This is a genomic window from Agriterribacter humi, from assembly GCF_009192765.1.
Taxonomy (GTDB): Bacteria; Bacteroidota; Bacteroidia; order Chitinophagales; family Chitinophagaceae; genus Agriterribacter; species Agriterribacter humi.
This window is the reverse complement of record NZ_VOHQ01000002.1, coordinates 290,508-308,806: the sequence shown is the minus strand read 5'-3', so window position 1 is coordinate 308,806 and position 18,299 is coordinate 290,508. Positions and strand designations below refer to the sequence as shown.

Here is an 18,299-nt window from a genome sequence, read left to right as displayed (position 1 = left end):
AATTGTCCATTCATTTTTTTCAAAAATATGGGTATTTATGGTTAACAATACGGGTATTTGTTGCTTTTTGGGTATTTTTGGGTAATAATATGGGTATGAAAATAGAAAGCCTCCACATAACACCACAGATCTTAAGTCTCATTGCGGAAATTGATGAGTTCAAAGGCGCATGGCGGGCTTTGGGGCAACTAGCGCCAGAACAACTTAGCTCGTTGAAACGTGTTGCTACAATCGAGAGTATCGGCTCTTCTACGCGAATAGAAGGGAGCAAACTGACGAACAAAGAGGTTGAAATCCTGCTCGGCAACCTATTGATAAATAAATTCTCTTCCAGGGACGAGCAAGAGGTTGCAGGTTATTCGGATGTCATGAACCTTATCTTCGAGAACTATGAGCATATCCCGTTAACCGAAAACTATATCCAACAACTTCACAAGGAACTACTGGAATATAGTGAAAAGGATACCTGGCATAATGGAAGGTATAAAAAATCACCTAACCTTGTCGAGGCATTTTCACCCGAAGGAAAAAGCCTTGGTATCGTTTTCGAAACGGCTACTCCATTTGAAACGCCTCTACGGATGGAAAGACTTGTGGAATGGTCTAATCAGGCATTTGCCGAAAAGAAACTACACCCTCTTCTCATCATTGCTGTTTTTATAGTGGAGTTTCTTGCAATTCATCCTTTTCAAGATGGGAACGGACGATTATCTCGTGTATTAACGACATGTCTTTTATTAAAACACGGTTACACATACGTCCCATATAGTTCGCTGGAAGCTGTTATAGAACAAAGCAAAGAGGGCTATTATTCAGCCCTGAGAAAAACACAAGGCACGTTGCAAACTGACGTACCCGATTGGCAACCCTGGATTGTCTTCTTTTTAAAAGCGCTCCAACACCAAAAGAAAAGGTTAGAAGTTAAACTGGAAAAAGAGAAACTTTTAATGGCAGCTTTACCTGAACTGTCATTGCAAATTCTTGAACTGCTCAAAGCACGCGGAAGAATTACGATCAGCAATGTCGTGACGCTAACAAATGCAAATAGAAATACAGTTAAGAAGCATTTAGAAAATCTTGTTAGCAATAACTATCTGCAACAAAACGGAACCGGAAAAGGCACCTGGTACTCCGGGAAAAGCTAAAATGAGATTATTTATCCCTAGTTTTATTTTCATTTAACGAGATAGCATGCTACAGAAACCAGTTTCAAAAATTCACTTCGAAGATTTCGGCGGATTTGGGTTTGAAAGGCTGGTATTTGCCTATATGGCGAGATTAAAAAATTGGTCCTCCTTAGAATGGAGAGGGCAAACGGGTAAAGATAAAGGACGCGATATCTGGGGAATACATGAAGGAGAAACCTATTGTTACCAATGCGCCAATTATAAATCTTTATATAAAGCCCGATAAACCCATCTTTGTAAAAAAAGGAAATATAAAAAATCTTGCTTTTAGCCTGGGAGAAGTATGAAAAAGCCGGACTAATGACATTATCACCCATGCCTACCTGCAATTCTATATCGACACGTTCTCCGTTTTCAGCAAACAGAAGCTCGACAGCAAAAGTGTGTTCTCAAATAATTTATACAAATACTCTATTAGCAGGACCTGACGCTGGTCTTATTTTACGCGTTTCATTCAATTCATTTTTTATTTCATTTTTTTCATTTCGTTGATTTGAGTTTTATTAGTACTCAATAATACGGAGGTGAAAAAAGTGCGTTCGGGTGTCCCGATGACCCTTTTTCAAGTTGTCCTTTTTGAATCAGGTCCGGCTGGGTAAATGCCCGCACGCTTCTTGTTGGTGATGCCTTCTTCACTACCCTTCCACAAACACCAACAATGGCAGCAAGATTGATTGTCTATCGCTACGATTCGTTGCTGCCTACTCACTATGCCTATCCACGAACACCGACAACGGAGCAATATTCATGAATATATTTGCCACATTTCTACTATATCGGTAATGCTGCAATAACACTATGCGGCTCTATGCTTGGCTTCAGTTGTTGGTGAAAACACCCAACAACGGCATTGCTGCATCGAACACCAACATCTGCAAAAAAGATTTTTATGCTAACTGTTTACATTGGATTCAAAATGATATCAATTGTAAACTGTTTCCCGTTCACAGATTGCGTTCCATTTAGATCAAAGAAACTTTGTTTGTCTTTCGTTTTACGATGCGGATCATAAACAAAACAAATTAAATACTTTAACCATTCACTTTTGTGATATGATTGAATATCAGTTTTAAGCTGCTCGACAAATTCTTTTTCATTTGAATCTGCTTCCTTTATCATTTTGACCTCAATCAAAATTCCCTCTTCTCTAACAATCAGATCAATCCTCGATGATTTAGCTCCTTGTCTTGGCACAGGATCTTCCTCTTTCATAAGGGGGAAAATCCCTTTTAGAATAGAGTAAAGAAGATCTTGAACATCATATTCGTCCTTAATCTCAAAAGAGCTACGACCTGCCCTTCTAACTTGTGTAATCTTATTTGTAGCGTTCTGAAAGTTGGCAAGAACTTGTAGTATAATTTCCTTGGCTGACAAGTTGATAAAACTTGTAACTGAAAATTCTTGGCTTAAAAATTTTCTACGAAGTTCTTCAAGTATTATCAAATCAATAACGTCATTTGTTGTTATTAGGAACTTTTGAAGTTCTTCCAAATTATCATTTTCATATGTAGTTAGTCCAAGTAAAAATCTGTATAGCCAATTTTCCGATGTCTGAGAGTGCGTTAATTCAGCAACCAATTTGCTTCTGTAATCAGAAACTAAAACCGAAATAAAATACTTATTCCTAAGAGATGTATCTTGAAATTTTTCCGCAAATTTGGGCGACACTGCTGTTGAATGAGCAAAATATGCGCCGACCAACTTGAATATTGTACTTGAAATATCAATACCTTTAAATCCAGGTCTAAGTATCTTCTGCTTTTCTTCCTCGGCTAGATCGATTCCGCAATAGCCCTTGGCTGCTATTAAGTCTTGTCCTTGATAACTTGATAAATCGAGGTTCTTTAATGAGGTTTTATCGGCGTGATAATAATAAGCCATGGAGCCAAGATTGTCTGGCTGTATGGCATCCTTGATATTTTTTATATATTGTTCTAGATAAACCATTGTTTGTCTCTAACATAACCCAACATGTCATAGTTCCATCCGTCTACAAGGCTTAATTTTTCAGTTAATGCCGCCATTAATGATGGATACATAATAGTTACGGTCTTTTTCGATGGGTTGTAACTACGATGCGATAAATTCGAAAACCAATATACTTGTTTTGATAAATAAAATAGATCGGTAAAGCCTTTTGACCTTGGATCAATTTCAATTTTAAGAGGCAACACACTAATTGGCACAAAATGAAGAAGTGCCATGTAAGGAGTTATTTGAACATAGCTGCCCTTCTTTAGCTTACCTCTGCCATCATCGAAATACATGCGGAAATTATGACCATAGCCTAGATGAAGAAGAGCATAATCAAATGTGTAATTATCAAACCTTTTTATTACATTTTCAATCGCAGTTATCTCATACTGCTGGCTCGCAGACTTGTATAAGTGGAATATTAAACGAAAACTTTTTGACGTGTTGATATGCGCTTCGATAATTTGGCTCAAAGTCTCATAAAGATATTCTTCGAGATTTTTTGAATAGTTTTCGAAAGTAGACAAAGGCGAACAGTTGCCAACAATATATCTTCCGTCCGGGTGAAATATTTGCGCGATGCCAAGGATATTATTACCATTCGCAGACTTTGTAGAACCAACTCCGATTACCAGTTCATCCTTTAATTTCTCTTCTTTCTCGATTGTCCAAGCCGTGCCGCCAAGTTTAGCATAGATATTCAATGAAATATTGCTAAGCGCGAGGGGATGAACTCTATTTTGTATTGTTTCAATTTGTATGTCTTGGGTTGGCAACCCCTGTCCAATTAGTTTTGCCTTGCAAACGAAATAAGGTGAATCATTCGCGCTTAGAGCCTCATGAGCTTCATTAACAATGATGATTGCCAAACTGCATGTTTTCAGCCCCTCATTGTTTTCGTATAACCCTTTTTTATATGACGCAACAGAAAGGTCTGCCACTTTAATTGGAACGAATTCAACCTTACTTAGATGTAGGTCATTGTTCAAAGATTTTTTCAATGTATTCAGAAAAATCTCGGTACTTCCCTCGTATTGGGCTGGAAATACCACAGCAATTCTCACGTTTTTATCTTCAAATAATCCAAAGGAAAATGGTTTATATGCTTTTACCTGATCATTGTAATACTGTAAACGTTGGGTATTCGTTGCATTATTAAAGAAATATCGTTTTGGTGAATAAATCTCCCCTAACTCAAGACCGTTAGTCGGTAAGTAATTGAGAGCAAACTTCTCAATATGCAGACCTGCGGGTAGGACTAACTTATCTTTATTGGCATTTAGCCATACAATAATTTTCTTTAGAAGTGTGCAGGTTGTTTCATTATTTTCAAGTTTTTCAATGGCAACATCATATGCGTTTTTTGAACCTGTTGCTTCTAGAAAATGATATATATTTTGAAGGTTAGGAATTGGACTATTGAATTCATCAAATTGCATACTATCCGTGTTGATTCTTTGTGTTATTAATTCTTCTTTCTTCCAAACAAAGCGCATATCTAACGAACAAGCCATCGTGAATCCTAGAACAATCGTGTCATTTTTCGGCTTTAGAAAGAATGAATGATAAGATATCTTTCGGTGAGCGGCAATGCCATTGACGATACCTTGTAATTCATTCCGAGAAGAAATAAAGTTCCAAGTATGTTGGACATTTTTTCGGAATACCTTGTAAGAGTTGTTGTGCTCCTTGTCCTTAATGGATTCAAAAAAATCAACAATTGCACATTCAATTACTTTTGAAAAAATCTGTGGACTATCTTTTTTTGTGATTGCATGTGAGATACCACCTAAATCTACTGAAGCTGTATTAGTTTTATTCCAATAATATATATTTCCATCTCGGGAGTAAAAATGAAATATATTCCCATAATCTTTTCGGAGTTCGCGAATGTCTTTACCTTGAGCGCTAAGGCAAAAAATAGTCATTTCCTTGGAGGACAAAGAAATCTCAATAAAGTTTAATAATGTTCCAGCCATCTAACTTCCAGGAATGGGTTTCTATAAGCCCCTAATATAACACATTAATTTGATGTTTGTATATATCTAATACTCTTGAAGTCTTGTATACCAAACAATATAATTGAGCGCATTTCAGAAGATGCAATCAACAAGGATAAACTGCAGAGATAGCAGTGTTGTCGAAATGTTGTCGAAATAAAAAAGCCGATCATTTCTGATCGGCTGAAAGAGTGCCCCGGAACGGACTTGAACCGTTACGGCCATTGCTGGCCACAGGATTTTAAGTCCTGCGTGTCTACCAATTCCACCACCAGGGCAATATTTTATAATGAACTGTTTAAAAGCTGATCCCACATTGCTCGCCACCCCGATTCAGATCGGGGCGTGTGTACCTCCCCATACTTCGGGACCACCACCAGGGCTTTTACAATAAACAAAAAATTCCACCCGCATAGTACGAATGGAATCATTCTGAGCGAAAGACCGGGCTCGAACCGGCCACCCCGACCTTGGCAAGGTCGTGCTCTACCAAATGAGCTACTTTCGCTTATTAAAGAACTGATTGGGGAGTGCAAAATTAAGGATTGCTTTTAAACAGCAAAATATTTCTGTACTGTTCTGCTATTTATACTTGGGCGTGTATAAGGTATTTTCCGGTACTGTTACTTTCGGTTTGCCTTTATACCGGTGTTTGTATAATCCATAGCTCCCGCCAATTAAAAAAGCAATAATGGCTACCAACTGCATGTAAAACAAAAACCTGGATGATTTTACCCAACTCCAGGCGAAATCTTTTTTGCTGTTTACTGTAATTTCATGTTCCATATCTATCAATTTGCTTTGCAAAAATAGCGGTTAACGGCTAACATTCGCCCTTTTCACCCAATAATTTCTGTAAAACTGCGCTTCTTTTGTACAAAATACTGCCATACCACACTGCCTTTATATATCCCGTTCGGATGAGCCACCCTTTTCACCGGAAAATATTTTTTATTTTTAGCCGATAAAAGCCATTTATAAAATGCGAAATGTGCTCTTAATACGATGCCGGCATAAGCTTTATCACCCCCGAATAATTGCTGAACGGCACTTATTCCATCCAGCACAAGACGGAATGGAATTTTCCATAATTTTTCTGAAAATGAATAATTTTTGTAAAGCATGATGAGGCTATTGCGGTAATTTAAATATACTTTACGGGGATTGCCTTTGGGTAAACTGCCTCCGCCAACATGATATACTACCGAATACGGACACACATAAACAAGCCAGCCCGACAGTTGCATCCGCCAGCACAGATCAATTTCTTCCTGGTGGGCAAAAAACAATTCATCGAAACCGTTTAAACTGTGATATACCTGCGACCGCACAAACAAAGCGCAACCCGAAGCCCAGAACACAGGCGCCACATCATCATATTGCCCTATATCCTTTTCACATGTGTCAAATACCCTGCCCCTGCAAAAAGCATAACCATAAGCATCTATCCATCCCCCCGCGCCGCCGGCATATTCAAACATCGTTTTATCGTGCCACGACAATACTTTGGGCTGACAGGCGGCGATGCTGGCATTGCTTTCCATTAATTCAATTACAGGTTCAAGCCATCCGGGTGTTACTTCCACATCGGAATTTAACAATACATAATAGGAAGCCTGCACCTGCTGTAAAGCCGTGTTGTATCCTTTGGCAAAGCCTTCGTTTACAGCACTGCGCAGTTGTTTAACCTGTGGATAATACCGGGTAAGAAAATCAAGCGAATCATCGGTTGAACCATTGTCGGCCACAACAAATTGTATCCCCGGGTATGTAGTAAGCATAAGGGAAGGAAGGAACTGCTCTAAGTATTTCCTGCCGTTCCAGTTCAAAATAACTACTGCTACCGATGGATAATGGGTCAATGTAAAAGAATTATTTTTTCAAAAATAAAGGAAGCATTGTTACCGTTTCGCTATTTTTAAATATGTTTCAGCGTTTCTTTAACTGGCGAACGGCTTTGTCTGTAATTGCCATTGCTATTGTAACAGGCACGATCTTCTATTCGCAATACCTGGCCAATAAAATAGCGGCAGACGAAAGGCAGAAAGTAGAAACCTGGGTGGAAGCCGGCAAATTCCTGATCAGTTCGCCGCCGGATGTGGATACCAAACTGGTTTCCGCCATTCTTACCAACAACAATGACATTCCAATTATAAGAGTCAATGAACAAGGCAGGGTAGTAGAATACATCAATCTCGATTCCACAAAAATAAATAACGATACCGGCTACCTGCCAAAAAAAATAAGGCAATTCAAAAGTCAGCATGAACCTATTGTATATACAGATCCCCTTAATGGAAAGAAAGATCTTTACTATTACGGCAGTTCTGCATTGCTGCGCGAAGTGAGGTATTATCCACTGGTGCAATTGCTGATCGTAGCATTATTTATCATTTTTGCTTTTTATGCTATTGCTACCCGTAACCGTTCTGTTCAAAACCAGCTATGGGCAGGCATGGCAAAGGAAACCGCCCACCAGTTGGGCACACCTGTTACCTCCCTGCAGGGCTGGGTGGCGATGCTGAAAGAAGATCCTTACAATGAAAAGATGGCCGAAGAATTAGCCAAAGATGTTGACAGGCTGCAACTGGTATCTGACCGGTTCAGCAAAATAGGAAGCACGCCAAAATTAGAAGAAAAAGACCTCCTGATACAGATCGGCAATATGGTAGATTATATCCGTCGCAGATCTCCTGAAAAAGTGCAGTTTATTATAAATGCGGGTAATGCACAAACCATTCCTGTAAAAATTTCAGCATCGCTGTTTGACTGGGTAATTGAAAATCTTTTAAAAAACGCATTGGATGCAATGGGAGGAAAAGGAGTAATTACCATTGATATTACCAAAACAGATCAGCAGGTGCAAATAGATATAACCGATACAGGCAAAGGAATAGCCTCCACTAATATAAATAAAGTATTTAAGCCGGGTTTTACTACTAAAAGACGTGGATGGGGATTGGGGCTTACGCTTTCCCGGCGCATTATTCAGCAATACCACAAAGGACAACTATTTGTAAAAAATTCGGAACTGGGTAAAGGAACTACTTTCAGGATTATTTTACAGAAGTCCGCAATCTAAGAAGTTGCAGGGTACAAGTTGCAAGTTGCAGGTTATGGGATGAGAGGTGAAAAGTGAGAAAGGGCAGGGTTATAAGGCTCAAGTTGCATTCCCCTCTGAAACCTGTGACCTGAAACCCGAAACCTCCCTATCCAAACATTTCCTTCACCCGCTCAAAAAAACTCTTTTCGCCCTTTACAGGCTGCGGTTTAAAATTGGGAGCATCCTGTAATTTTTCCAGCGCTGCTTTTTCTTCCGCATTGATATTTTGAGGAGTCCACACATTTACATGAATAAGCTGATCGCCTCTTTCATACGAATTAATTGCAGGAAAACCCTTGCCTTTTAACCGGAAGATTTTGCCGCTTTGCGTACCCGCAGGTATCTTTATTTTTGCCTTGCCATCTATAGTAGGCACTTCTACCTGTGTACCAAAAACAACATCGGTAAAGGAAATATGAAGATCAAACACAACATTCAAGCCGTCTCTCTGCAGGTATTGATGATTTTCTTCCTCAATCAGTATTATTAAATCGCCCGAAGGGCCGCCTCTTTCCCCCGCATTGCCTTTGCCGCTCATGCTCAACTGCATTCCTTCCTGCACACCCGCGGGGATATCAATATTTACCGTTTCTTCTCCATATACTCTTCCTTCTCCACGGCAACTGGTACATTTGTTGGTGATCGTGGTTCCTTCGCCATTACATGCCGGGCAGGTAGTAACGGTTTGCATCTGTCCCAAAAAAGTATTGGTTACTTTTCTAACCTGCCCGCTCCCACCACAGGTAGTGCAGGTTTGCACACCACCTTTATCCTTTGCACCTGTGCCATTACAAGTATTGCAGGAAACATATTTTTTTACCTTAATCGTTTTGGTGGCACCGTTAGCGATCTCTTCAAAATTCAATTTTATTTTAACCCTCAGGTTACTTCCTCTCACCCCATGATTTCTTCGTCCGCCACCCCTGCTTCCTCCACCAAAAAAACTACCGAAAATATCATCTCCAAAAATATCTCCAAACTGGCTGAAGATATCTTCGGTATTCATATTCCCAAAACCGCCTCTGCCATTATTTTTTAACCCCGCATGGCCAAACCTGTCGTACTGCGATTTTTTTTCAGTATCACTTAATACTTCATAAGCTTCTGCGGCTTCTTTAAATTTTTCTTCAGCAGTCTTGTCTCCGGCATTCCGGTCGGGATGATACTGCATAGCCACTTTCCGGTAGGCTTTCTTAATCTCATCGGTTGATGCAGATTTAGAAATACCCAATATTTCGTAATAATCTCTTTTCATATATCTGAATATGCTAATTATAATCCCACTACCACTTTGGCAAAACGTATGATTTTATCATTGAGATAATATCCTTTTACAATTTCTTCTATTATTTTCCCTTTCAAATTTTCATCAGCAACAGGTACCTGGCTAACGGCTTCGTGTTCATCAGGATTAAATTCTTTGCCCTTACAATCCATGGGCTTAACGCCTTTGGAAGATAAAACAGATTTTAATTTATTAAACACCAATAGCACGCCTTCCTGCACCGCATCCTTTTGCCCGCTTTCCAGCAATTGCTTTTCGGCTCTTTCGCAGTCGTCTAACACATCTAATAAGGAAACAACTACTTCCCTGCCGGCAGTTTGCATCAATTCTACTCTTTCCCGGGCATTTCTTCTCTTGTAATTATCAAATTCGGCATATAACCGCAAATATTTTTCCTTCTGCTCTGCCAATTCTGCCTGGATCTTTTGTGCTTCGTCTGTCAGTTCCTCAGGTAATTCTGCTGGATCTGTCATATTTGCGCTTTCATTAAAGCTTTCGGTTTCATTGGATGACGCATTTTCGTGATTTTCAGCGTTCTTATTCTTTAAATCTTCCATAGTCCTTATGTATTGTATAAATGCTTTTAAATCAGGCAACAAGTTTGCCAACCCTTGTTACAGGTCAAATTGGCGGAAAATACCGGATGTTTCAAACCTGACTGCCGGCAGGCAAGTTTTAAGCTTCAGATTTTAAATCCCCTCTACCTTTGCAACCATGATAAAAGTACAATTAAAGCAAACAACCGGAAACAGAATTCAAAACGGTCATCCCTGGATATTTGCCAATGAGATTAAAGAAATCAAACAAATCTATTCCGCCGGGGAAATAGCAGAAATATTTACGCACGATAATAAATTTATAGGTAAAGGCTATATAAATCCCAAATCGCAGATCATTATACGTTTATTGACCAGGAACAGGAATCAGGAAATAAATGATGATTTTTTTTATGCCAAATTATTAAAAGCATGGCAATACCGCCAACGATTAGGATATACAGAAAATTGCAGGCTGGTTTTTGGAGAGGCGGATGATTTACCCCAACTTATTATTGATAAGTTTAATAATTATTTTGTTATACAAACACTTGCTTTGGGCATTGATGTTTGGAAGCCCGTCATTGTAAATGCACTGCAAAAAATTTTTAATCCTAAAGGCATTTACGAACGCAATGACGTAGCTGTGCGGGAACTGGAAGGATTACCACAGCAAAAAGGATTTTTATCTGCCCCATTCGATACCAATATCATTATTAAGGAAAATGGATTACAATTTTATGTTGATATCGCCAATGGACAAAAAACAGGTTATTTTTTAGACCAGCAGGACAATCGCCGTGCCTTACAACATTTAGTAAAAGGGGCCGATGTTCTGGGGGCTTTTTGTTATACCGGCACTTTTGAAATTCATGCAGCGCATTATGGTGCCGTGTCTGTTACAGGTTTAGACATTTCGGAGAACGCCTGCGAACAGGCCCGGAAGAATGCAGCATTGAACGGATACAAAAACATTTGCCGCTTTGATTGTGTAAATGCTTTTGATGTATTGAAAAAATGGTCGAAGGAAGGAAAACAATATGATGTGGTGATGCTCGATCCCCCGTCTTTTACCAAAAGCCGGGCAAATATTGAGAAAGCTGTTGCGGGTTATAAAGAAATTAATTTACGGGGGATGAAGCTCATAAAACCCGGCGGATTTCTTGTTACTTCCAGTTGCACCAACTTAGTACAGCCGGAATTGTTCCTTGATATTATTGCGATGGCAGCCAAAGACGCCCGTAAAAAATTACGCAGGGTAACATTCCAGGCGCAGTCGGCCGACCACCCCATCGTTCCGGGCATGGAAAATACCAATTACCTCAAATTTTTGATTGTGGAGGTGAGCTGAGGATAGAGTTTTAATAGTAGCGTCACTCTCATGATTTAACATCTAATTCCGCCATTGCTGAGCTTGCAGAAATAATATCAGAATGAATTTAAACCAACATAAAATCATTCCGGTTTTATTTGAAATTTAAGTGCGTAAAAGTGGACAACGCAAAGATCAGGGATAATGCAGAATTGGTTATGAGAGATTAAAACTTTCCTGACTGGGTATGTTACTTTAATGTTTGCCCAGGTATACTTTTAGCATTTGCAGATTGATTTGTTTATTTTTATGTAATTCACATTGCTTCAGCATCTGTAATTATTAATCATTACATATCGCCCGGTTCATCCGTGCATCATCCAAATATAACAATATGAAATTTTTGAAACACCTGCTGTTATGTACATTATCCTCCTTATTATTCATACAAGCCAAAAGTCAAACCAAAATGAGCTACGATGATGCCTGGAAAAAAGTTGACTTGCTGATTGATGAAAAAGGCCTGCCCAAATCGGCGATTGCAGAAGTAAAAAAAATATATGAGCGGGCTAAGAAAGAAAAGAACAATGCACAATTAACCAAAGCCCTCATCTATCAAATCAATCTCAACGTTCCCTTAACAGAAAATGGAGCAGAAGAAAATATCCGTAAAATGGAAGCGGAGATACAAACGGCGCAACCGCCTGTTCGTTATATCCTGCAATCCGCAGCAGCCGAAATGTACTGGCAATACCTTCAAAATAACCGCTGGAAATTTTATAACAGAACCAATACGGCTAATGTAAATAAGGAAGACATCGCTACCTGGACATTGGATGATCTGCATCAAAAAATAAGTGCGCTATACCTGGCTTCAATAGAAGATGAAAAACTATTGCAGCAAACCCGTCTCGAAACGTACGAGCCCATTATCATTAAGGGCAATACCCGGAAACTTCGTCCTACCCTGTACGATCTGTTAGCCCACAGGGCATTGGATTATTTTGAAAATGATGAAAGAGATATTACAAAACCCGCTTATGCTTTCACCCTTAGTGAAAATGCCGCATTTGACCCGGTAGCGGATTTTATTCATCATACTTTTCAAACAAATGATTCTTCTTCCCTGCATCATAAAGCACTGCTCATTTTCAGGCAGCTACTATCCTTTCACAGCAATGATACTGCGCCCGATGCGTTGATGGATGCCGATTTGCGGAGGCTGCAATTTGTTTACCGCCATGCCGTAATGCCCGGTAAGGATGAATTGTACAGGATAGCGTTGATACATCTTACAGCGCAATATGGAAAACAATCCGTAACCGCACAGGCATGGTGGTTACTGGCGCAATATCATTTTCAGCAGGGCAGCAGCTATGATGAGACAAAGGGCAATGAAGAGCTGAAATATGCATTCAAAACCGTAAAAGAAATTTGTGAGCAAACGATAAAAGATTTTCCCGGAACAGAAGGTGCAATCAATTGTAGCCACCTGCTCAATAATATTCTCGGTAGATCTTTAACGCTCCAAACCGAAAAGGTAAATATTCCGGGAGAAGCATTCAGAACATTGGTGAACTATAAAAATTTCTTTACCTGCCATTTCAGGATAATAAAAATTGATAAGGCACTTAAAGAACAATGGCAAAACCGCTACGAGTTAGCGTACTGGAATAAACTCATCGCTTTGCCTGCTGCACGCACATGGCAGCAGGAGCTTCCTGCAACAGATGATTACCGTGATCATTCGGTGGAAATAAAAGTTGACGCCCTGCCGGCAGGAGAATATATTTTGCTGGGAAGCGTAAACAATGACTTCAGCACCGCTAAAAACCTGCTGGCGGCGCAATATTTTCATGTGTCCAATATCAGTTATATCAGCAACAACAATTCATACTTCGCTTTGCACCGCAACACCGGCAAACCCCTTGCCGGCGCCTCGGTACAGGTATGGGCTTCCAAATATGATTATACCGACCGGAAAAACAAATTACAGAAAGCAGAAGCGTTAATGGCAGATAAAAACGGATTCTTTGCATTAAATACAACGGGCAAAGAGAACCGGAATGCACGGCTGGAGATCAGGTGGGAAAAGGACTATCTTTTCATGGATGATTATGAATACCTGTATACACGCTATAATGCAGATGAGGCAAACACAACAACAGATGAGTTTGAACAAAAAAATGCAAGGATATATTTTTTCACCGACAGGAGCATTTACCGCCCCGGGCAAACTGTATATTTTAAAGGCATAGGCGTTACAAAAAATGCTGCTACCCGCAAGTCCACACCAATTACCGGCAAAACGGTAAAAGTATACCTGCAGGATGTGAACAGGCAGGTACTGGATTCACTTTCTTTAACCCTCAATGAATATGGCTCCATACATGGACAATTTCAGTTACAGCAAAATGGGCTTACCGGTAATTTTAATATACTGGTAAAAGAATACAACCAAAGCAGTGCAGATTTTTCGGTAGAAGAATATAAACGCCCTAAGTTCTTAGTAGAAATCAACAAGCCTCAGAGCAGTTACAGGGTGAACGATACCGTTACCATAACCGGAACGGCTAAGGCCTATGCCGGAAATAATATTGACGGAGCTAACGTAAAATACCGGGTATCGCGCCGGGCAAGGTTTATTTATCCCTGGCTATACTACCGGAAGGGGATGCCCAATACAACCCCGATGGAAATCGCTAATGGCCTTACAACCACCGATACTGCCGGAAATTTCAGTATCCGTTTTAAAGCGATTCCTGATCTTACGATCAGCCAAACGCTTGAACCCGTTTTTGACTATACCGTTGAAGCGGATGTAACGGATATCAACGGTGAAACCCGCAGCAGTACGGAAATTGTGCAGGTAGGCTATAAAGCCATTCAACTGGATATTGCATTGCCGAAAAATGGTCCGCTTGCTTTGGATAGTTTTAAAACTTTTAACATCAGCAGTAAAAACATGAATGGTGTGTTTGAACCTGTTCAGGCGAATGTAAAAATATATCCCTTACAATCTCCCGGCCGCCTTATTCGCAACCGTTACTGGGAAAACCCCGACCAGTTTATCTATAAAGAAGATGAATTCATTAATCTCTTTCCGCACGATGAATATAAAGATGAATCGGATTACCGCAACTGGGAAAAAGGAGCGGTAGCATATTCCGATTCGCTCACTACTCAGCCCAATTTTAAATTTCAAATCTCAAATTTCAAATCTTCTCAAGGTTGGTATACCATTGAAGTGACAGCCACAGACAAATATGGGGCTGAAGTAAAGGCGATGGAGTATGTGCAATTGTACGACAGCAAATCCAAAGCATTGCCAACGCCGGCTTATGCCTGGAGTACAGGTACACCGGATCCTGTACAGCCAGCCGAAACCGCTACCATCCTCACCGGCACTTCGGCCAAGGATGTGTTTATGATTCAGCAAACAGACAGGGAAATTGAGGGTGATGTTCGACCGCTGAGCACTACTGCACAAAACAACATGGAAGGAACTTACCAGTTCTTTACATTGACTAATGAAAAGAAAGACTTCCGCTTTACAGCCACAGAGGAGGATCGTGGCGGTTTTGGTATACTGCAGTTCTTTGTGAAGGACAACCGCTTCTATACGAACAGCCATATTATTGCTGTTCCCTGGACCAACAAACAGCTCAATATCAGTTTTACTACTTTCAGGGATAAGATGGAACCTGGCAGCAAAGAAAAATGGGAAGTAAAGATAAGCGGCACAAAGGGTGAAAAAGTAGCGGCCGAAATGCTGGCTACCATGTACGATGCATCATTGGATCAGTTTAAACAACACAGTTGGTCTATACCCGCTATATGGCCGGAATATCATTTGGGCAGTTATTGGAATGGAAGACAGAATTTTATAGATGTGCAATCCCGGCAAAGGAATGACCTGGGAAATGTATCCGGGAAAGAGCATGAAGTATTCATCAAAAATTACGACCGGCTGATTGATGTAAGGCTTTCATGGATGAATGATGTTGTTGTGGTTGGCTATGGGGCCCAAAAACGCATCAGGGGAGTAGCAGCAGGGATTGCAACTGCGGCAGAGTCCAAAATGGCAATGAACGAAAGTGACCTGCATGCTTCCGAACTTGCCGACACAGTTCAGGCAAAGGATGAAGAAGAGGAATTGGAAGTAACAACAGGGAATAATAATACCGGCACGCGCAAAAACTTCAACGAAACCGCCTTCTTTTTTCCTGACCTGAAAACCGACAGTGCGGGCAATGTATCGTTCGGTTTTACCATGCCCGAAGCATTGACCCAATGGAAACTAATGACCTTTGCCCATACACCGGCACTGGCTTTAGGGTATGCCCAACAGTTAGCCGTTACGCAAAACGAACTGATGGTGCAACCCAATGCGCCCCGCTTTGTAAGGGAAAAAGACAGGATGGCCTTCAATGCCAAAATAGTAAACATGGGCGACAGCCTGATCAATGGATTTGCTAAGTTAGAGCTGGTTGATGCGACCACTAATAAACCGGTGGATGATCTGTTTCATAATGCCGTTCCGGTAAAAAGCTTTTCCATTGCACCCGGGCAAAGTGAAGTATTGCTGTTTCAGCTTACTATCCCTGAAAATTTTAATACCCCTTTATTATACCGCATTACCGCAAGATCATCGCCGCAGGCTAACGGAAAAACATTGTCGGATGGTGAAGAAAATGTATTGCCTGTATTGAGTAACCGCATGCTGGTTACTGAAACCCTGCCCCTGAATATGCGTAGCAGTGGCACCAAACAGTTCAAGTTTGAAAGATTGCTAAAGTCAGATACTACACAGGCATCATCACAAAAAAATTACGCGTTAACAGTTGAATATACCGCAAACCCTGCCTGGTACGCCGTTCAGGCCTTGCCTTACCTTGCAGCATACCCGTATGAATGTTCGGAGCAAACTTTTAACCGGTACTATGCCAATACATTGGCCACGCTTATTGCCAGCAGTGCGCCGCGTATAAAAGCGGTATATGAAAAATGGCGTACCGATTCCTCCGGCAACAAAAGCCTTGTTTCCAGTCTTGAAAAAAACGAAGAGCTGAAAAGCATTTTGCTGCAGGAAACCCCCTGGGTATTGCAGGCACAAAATGAAACTGAGCAAAAACAGCACATCGCTTTATTGTTTGATATGATGCGCATGAGCAGTGAGGCAAAAACAAATTTTAATAAACTGAAAGACATGCAGACCTCCAATGGCGGTTTTGTATGGTTTAAAGGTGGCCGCGACGACCGATATATCACCCAGTATATTATAACCAGTGTGGCACATTTGCAAAAATTAAATGCCCTTCCGGAAAAAAGTTATGCTGAATGGAATGAGCTGACTGATGCTGCATTGCGATATGCTGATGCAAGGATAAAGGAAGATTACGACAATCTGGTTAAACAGAAAGCCGATCTCAAAAAAAATAATTTAACCGGTATAGTGGTACAATACCTGTATATGCGCAGTTTTTTTGAAGAGAAAAAAGTAAATGAAGCAGCACTGAAAGCATATAATTATTATAAGCAGCAGGCCAAACAATTCTGGATAAAAGAAAGCAAATATTTCCAGGGCATGATTGCGCTGAGCCTGCACCGTGATAATGACAAAGCCACACCCAAAGCCATTGTCGCTTCGCTTAAAGAAAATGCTATTGCGCACGAAGAACTGGGCATGTACTGGAAAGACAACCGTGGCGGATACTACTGGCATGAAGCGCCTGTAGAAATACAATCGTTGCTTATTGAAGCCTTTAATGAAATAACGCATGATACAAAAGCGGTGAATGATATGAAGCTGTGGCTGTTGAAACAAAAACAAACACAACACTGGGGCAATACCAAATCAACAGCCGAAGCCTGCTATGCATTATTGCTGCAGGGAACAGACTGGCTGAGCAACCAGCCACAGGTAAACCTCAAACTGGGTACAAAAAACTTCTCTTCTTCGGGAAATGATGAAGCAGGTACAGGTTATTTCAAATACAGGGTTACTGCAGAAGAAATAAAGCCGGCAATGGGTAATATACAGGTAACGGTAACTCCTTCCTCAGCCGCATCACGGCAAAATGCAGGAAGCTGGGGCGCCGTGTACTGGCAATATTTTGAAGACCTGGATAAAATAACAGCATCTGGAGAAAATAAAATGCCCCTGCAGCTAAAGAAGCAATTGTTCATAGAAAAAAACAGCGATAAAGGGCCGGTACTTCAACCGGTGGACTCCAGCACGGTATTGAAAGTGGGCGATAAAATAAAAGTGAGAATTGAATTGCGTGCCGACAGGGATATGGAATATGTACATATGAAAGATTTACTGGCCGCCGGAACAGAGCCTGTAAATGTATTGAGCCAATACAAATGGCAGGGAGGATTGGGTTATTATGAAAGCACGAAAGATGCTTCCACCAATTTCTTTTTTAGTTGGTTGGGCAAAGGTACTTACGTATTTGAATACCCGCTGTTTGTTACGCATAAGGGCAATTTCTCGGCAGGTGTGGCTACCATTCAGTGTATGTATGCACCCGAGTTTCTGTCTCATTCAGAAGGCATAAGGATTACTGTGAAATAGGACGGATCTGTATGTCTTTAACATATATCAACTGTTACAGGCTAATATCACGGAAAATTCATGTATGAACAAAACAATTGTATATAGTTCCTGCTAAGTAAAAATACTTATCGGGCAAAAACAGCCGAAAAACGACGGAACAAACCGCTTTGCCGAATATAGTTCCATATCGCACAAATCCGCAGCATCTTTACACTATCGAATCATTAGGATAGATGATCATGAACAGAAAAAGTAAAAAGAGGTTGCATACACCACCCGCCAGAACGGAGTAAAAATATTTACTCACTAACCCACAACGTTATTGGAATAAAAGAATCAG

The 18,299-nt window shown here is 40.5% G+C and carries 11 protein-coding genes and 2 tRNA genes; 5 read left to right on the top strand and 8 right to left on the bottom strand.

The annotated features are described in order from the left end of the window. Positions 1-95: 95 nt before the first annotated feature. The gene (locus tag FRX45_RS04490; RefSeq protein ID WP_152267204.1) at positions 96-1,145 is read left to right on the top strand and encodes a Fic family protein; all 1,050 of its coding nucleotides are present in this window, start codon (positions 96-98) and stop codon (positions 1,143-1,145) included. 46 nt (positions 1,146-1,191) lie between these two features. Further along, positions 1,192-1,413 carry a hypothetical protein gene (locus FRX45_RS04485; protein ID WP_152267203.1) on the top strand — a complete coding sequence of 74 codons (222 nt, stop codon included), beginning with the start codon at positions 1,192-1,194 and terminating at the stop codon, positions 1,411-1,413. A 674-nt stretch (positions 1,414-2,087) separates the two neighbouring features. Here the strand turns inward: FRX45_RS04485 and FRX45_RS04480 are convergent. The 6 genes from FRX45_RS04480 to FRX45_RS04455 all read right to left on the bottom strand — a co-directional run bounded on the left by FRX45_RS04480 (position 2,088) and on the right by FRX45_RS04455 (position 7,023). Beyond that, entirely contained in the window at positions 2,088-3,134 is a 1,047-nt protein-coding gene (locus FRX45_RS04480; protein WP_152267202.1) for a PD-(D/E)XK nuclease domain-containing protein, read from the bottom strand. Beyond that, on the bottom strand, positions 3,122-5,140 hold the full coding sequence (locus tag FRX45_RS04475) for a Piwi domain-containing protein (protein WP_152267201.1): 2,019 nt from the start codon (positions 5,138-5,140) through the stop codon (positions 3,122-3,124). Before FRX45_RS04475 ends, FRX45_RS04480 begins: the two co-directional genes overlap by 13 nt. A gap of 213 nt (positions 5,141-5,353) precedes the next feature. Further along, positions 5,354-5,439: transfer RNA gene (locus FRX45_RS04470), tRNA-Leu, on the bottom strand. Positions 5,440-5,596: 157 nt separating this feature from the next. Further along, positions 5,597-5,669: transfer RNA gene (locus tag FRX45_RS04465), tRNA-Gly, on the bottom strand. 74 nt (positions 5,670-5,743) lie between these two features. Continuing rightward, positions 5,744-5,947, bottom strand: coding sequence for a hypothetical protein (locus FRX45_RS04460; RefSeq protein ID WP_152267200.1), 204 nt, complete (start codon positions 5,945-5,947; stop codon positions 5,744-5,746). A gap of 53 nt (positions 5,948-6,000) precedes the next feature. After that, a complete protein-coding gene (locus tag FRX45_RS04455; protein ID WP_152267199.1) occupies positions 6,001-7,023 on the bottom strand; it encodes a glycosyltransferase family 2 protein in 1,023 nt (340 codons plus the stop codon). Positions 7,024-7,085: 62 nt separating this feature from the next. On the opposite strand from FRX45_RS04455, the gene FRX45_RS04450 reads away from it, so the two are divergent. Beyond that, on the top strand, positions 7,086-8,243 hold the full coding sequence (locus FRX45_RS04450; RefSeq protein ID WP_152267198.1) for a sensor histidine kinase: 1,158 nt from the start codon (positions 7,086-7,088) through the stop codon (positions 8,241-8,243). Positions 8,244-8,370: 127 nt separating this feature from the next. Here FRX45_RS04450 and dnaJ read toward each other — a convergent pair whose 3' ends face one another. Together dnaJ and FRX45_RS04440 are read right to left on the bottom strand one after the other, a co-directional pair. Then, on the bottom strand, positions 8,371-9,519 hold the full coding sequence (gene dnaJ, locus FRX45_RS04445) for a molecular chaperone DnaJ (RefSeq protein ID WP_152267197.1): 1,149 nt from the start codon (positions 9,517-9,519) through the stop codon (positions 8,371-8,373). A gap of 17 nt (positions 9,520-9,536) precedes the next feature. Continuing rightward, on the bottom strand, positions 9,537-10,106 hold the full coding sequence (locus tag FRX45_RS04440; protein ID WP_152267196.1) for a nucleotide exchange factor GrpE: 570 nt from the start codon (positions 10,104-10,106) through the stop codon (positions 9,537-9,539). Between the two features lie 157 nt (positions 10,107-10,263). Between FRX45_RS04440 and FRX45_RS04435 the strand changes: the two genes are divergently transcribed. Then, positions 10,264-11,436: a class I SAM-dependent rRNA methyltransferase gene (locus tag FRX45_RS04435; protein ID WP_152267195.1), complete on the top strand. Its 1,173-nt coding sequence runs from the start codon at positions 10,264-10,266 to the stop codon at positions 11,434-11,436. A 355-nt stretch (positions 11,437-11,791) separates the two neighbouring features. Further along, on the top strand, positions 11,792-17,977 hold the full coding sequence (locus FRX45_RS04430) for an alpha-2-macroglobulin family protein (RefSeq protein ID WP_152267194.1): 6,186 nt from the start codon (positions 11,792-11,794) through the stop codon (positions 17,975-17,977). Positions 17,978-18,299 lie beyond the last annotated feature (322 nt).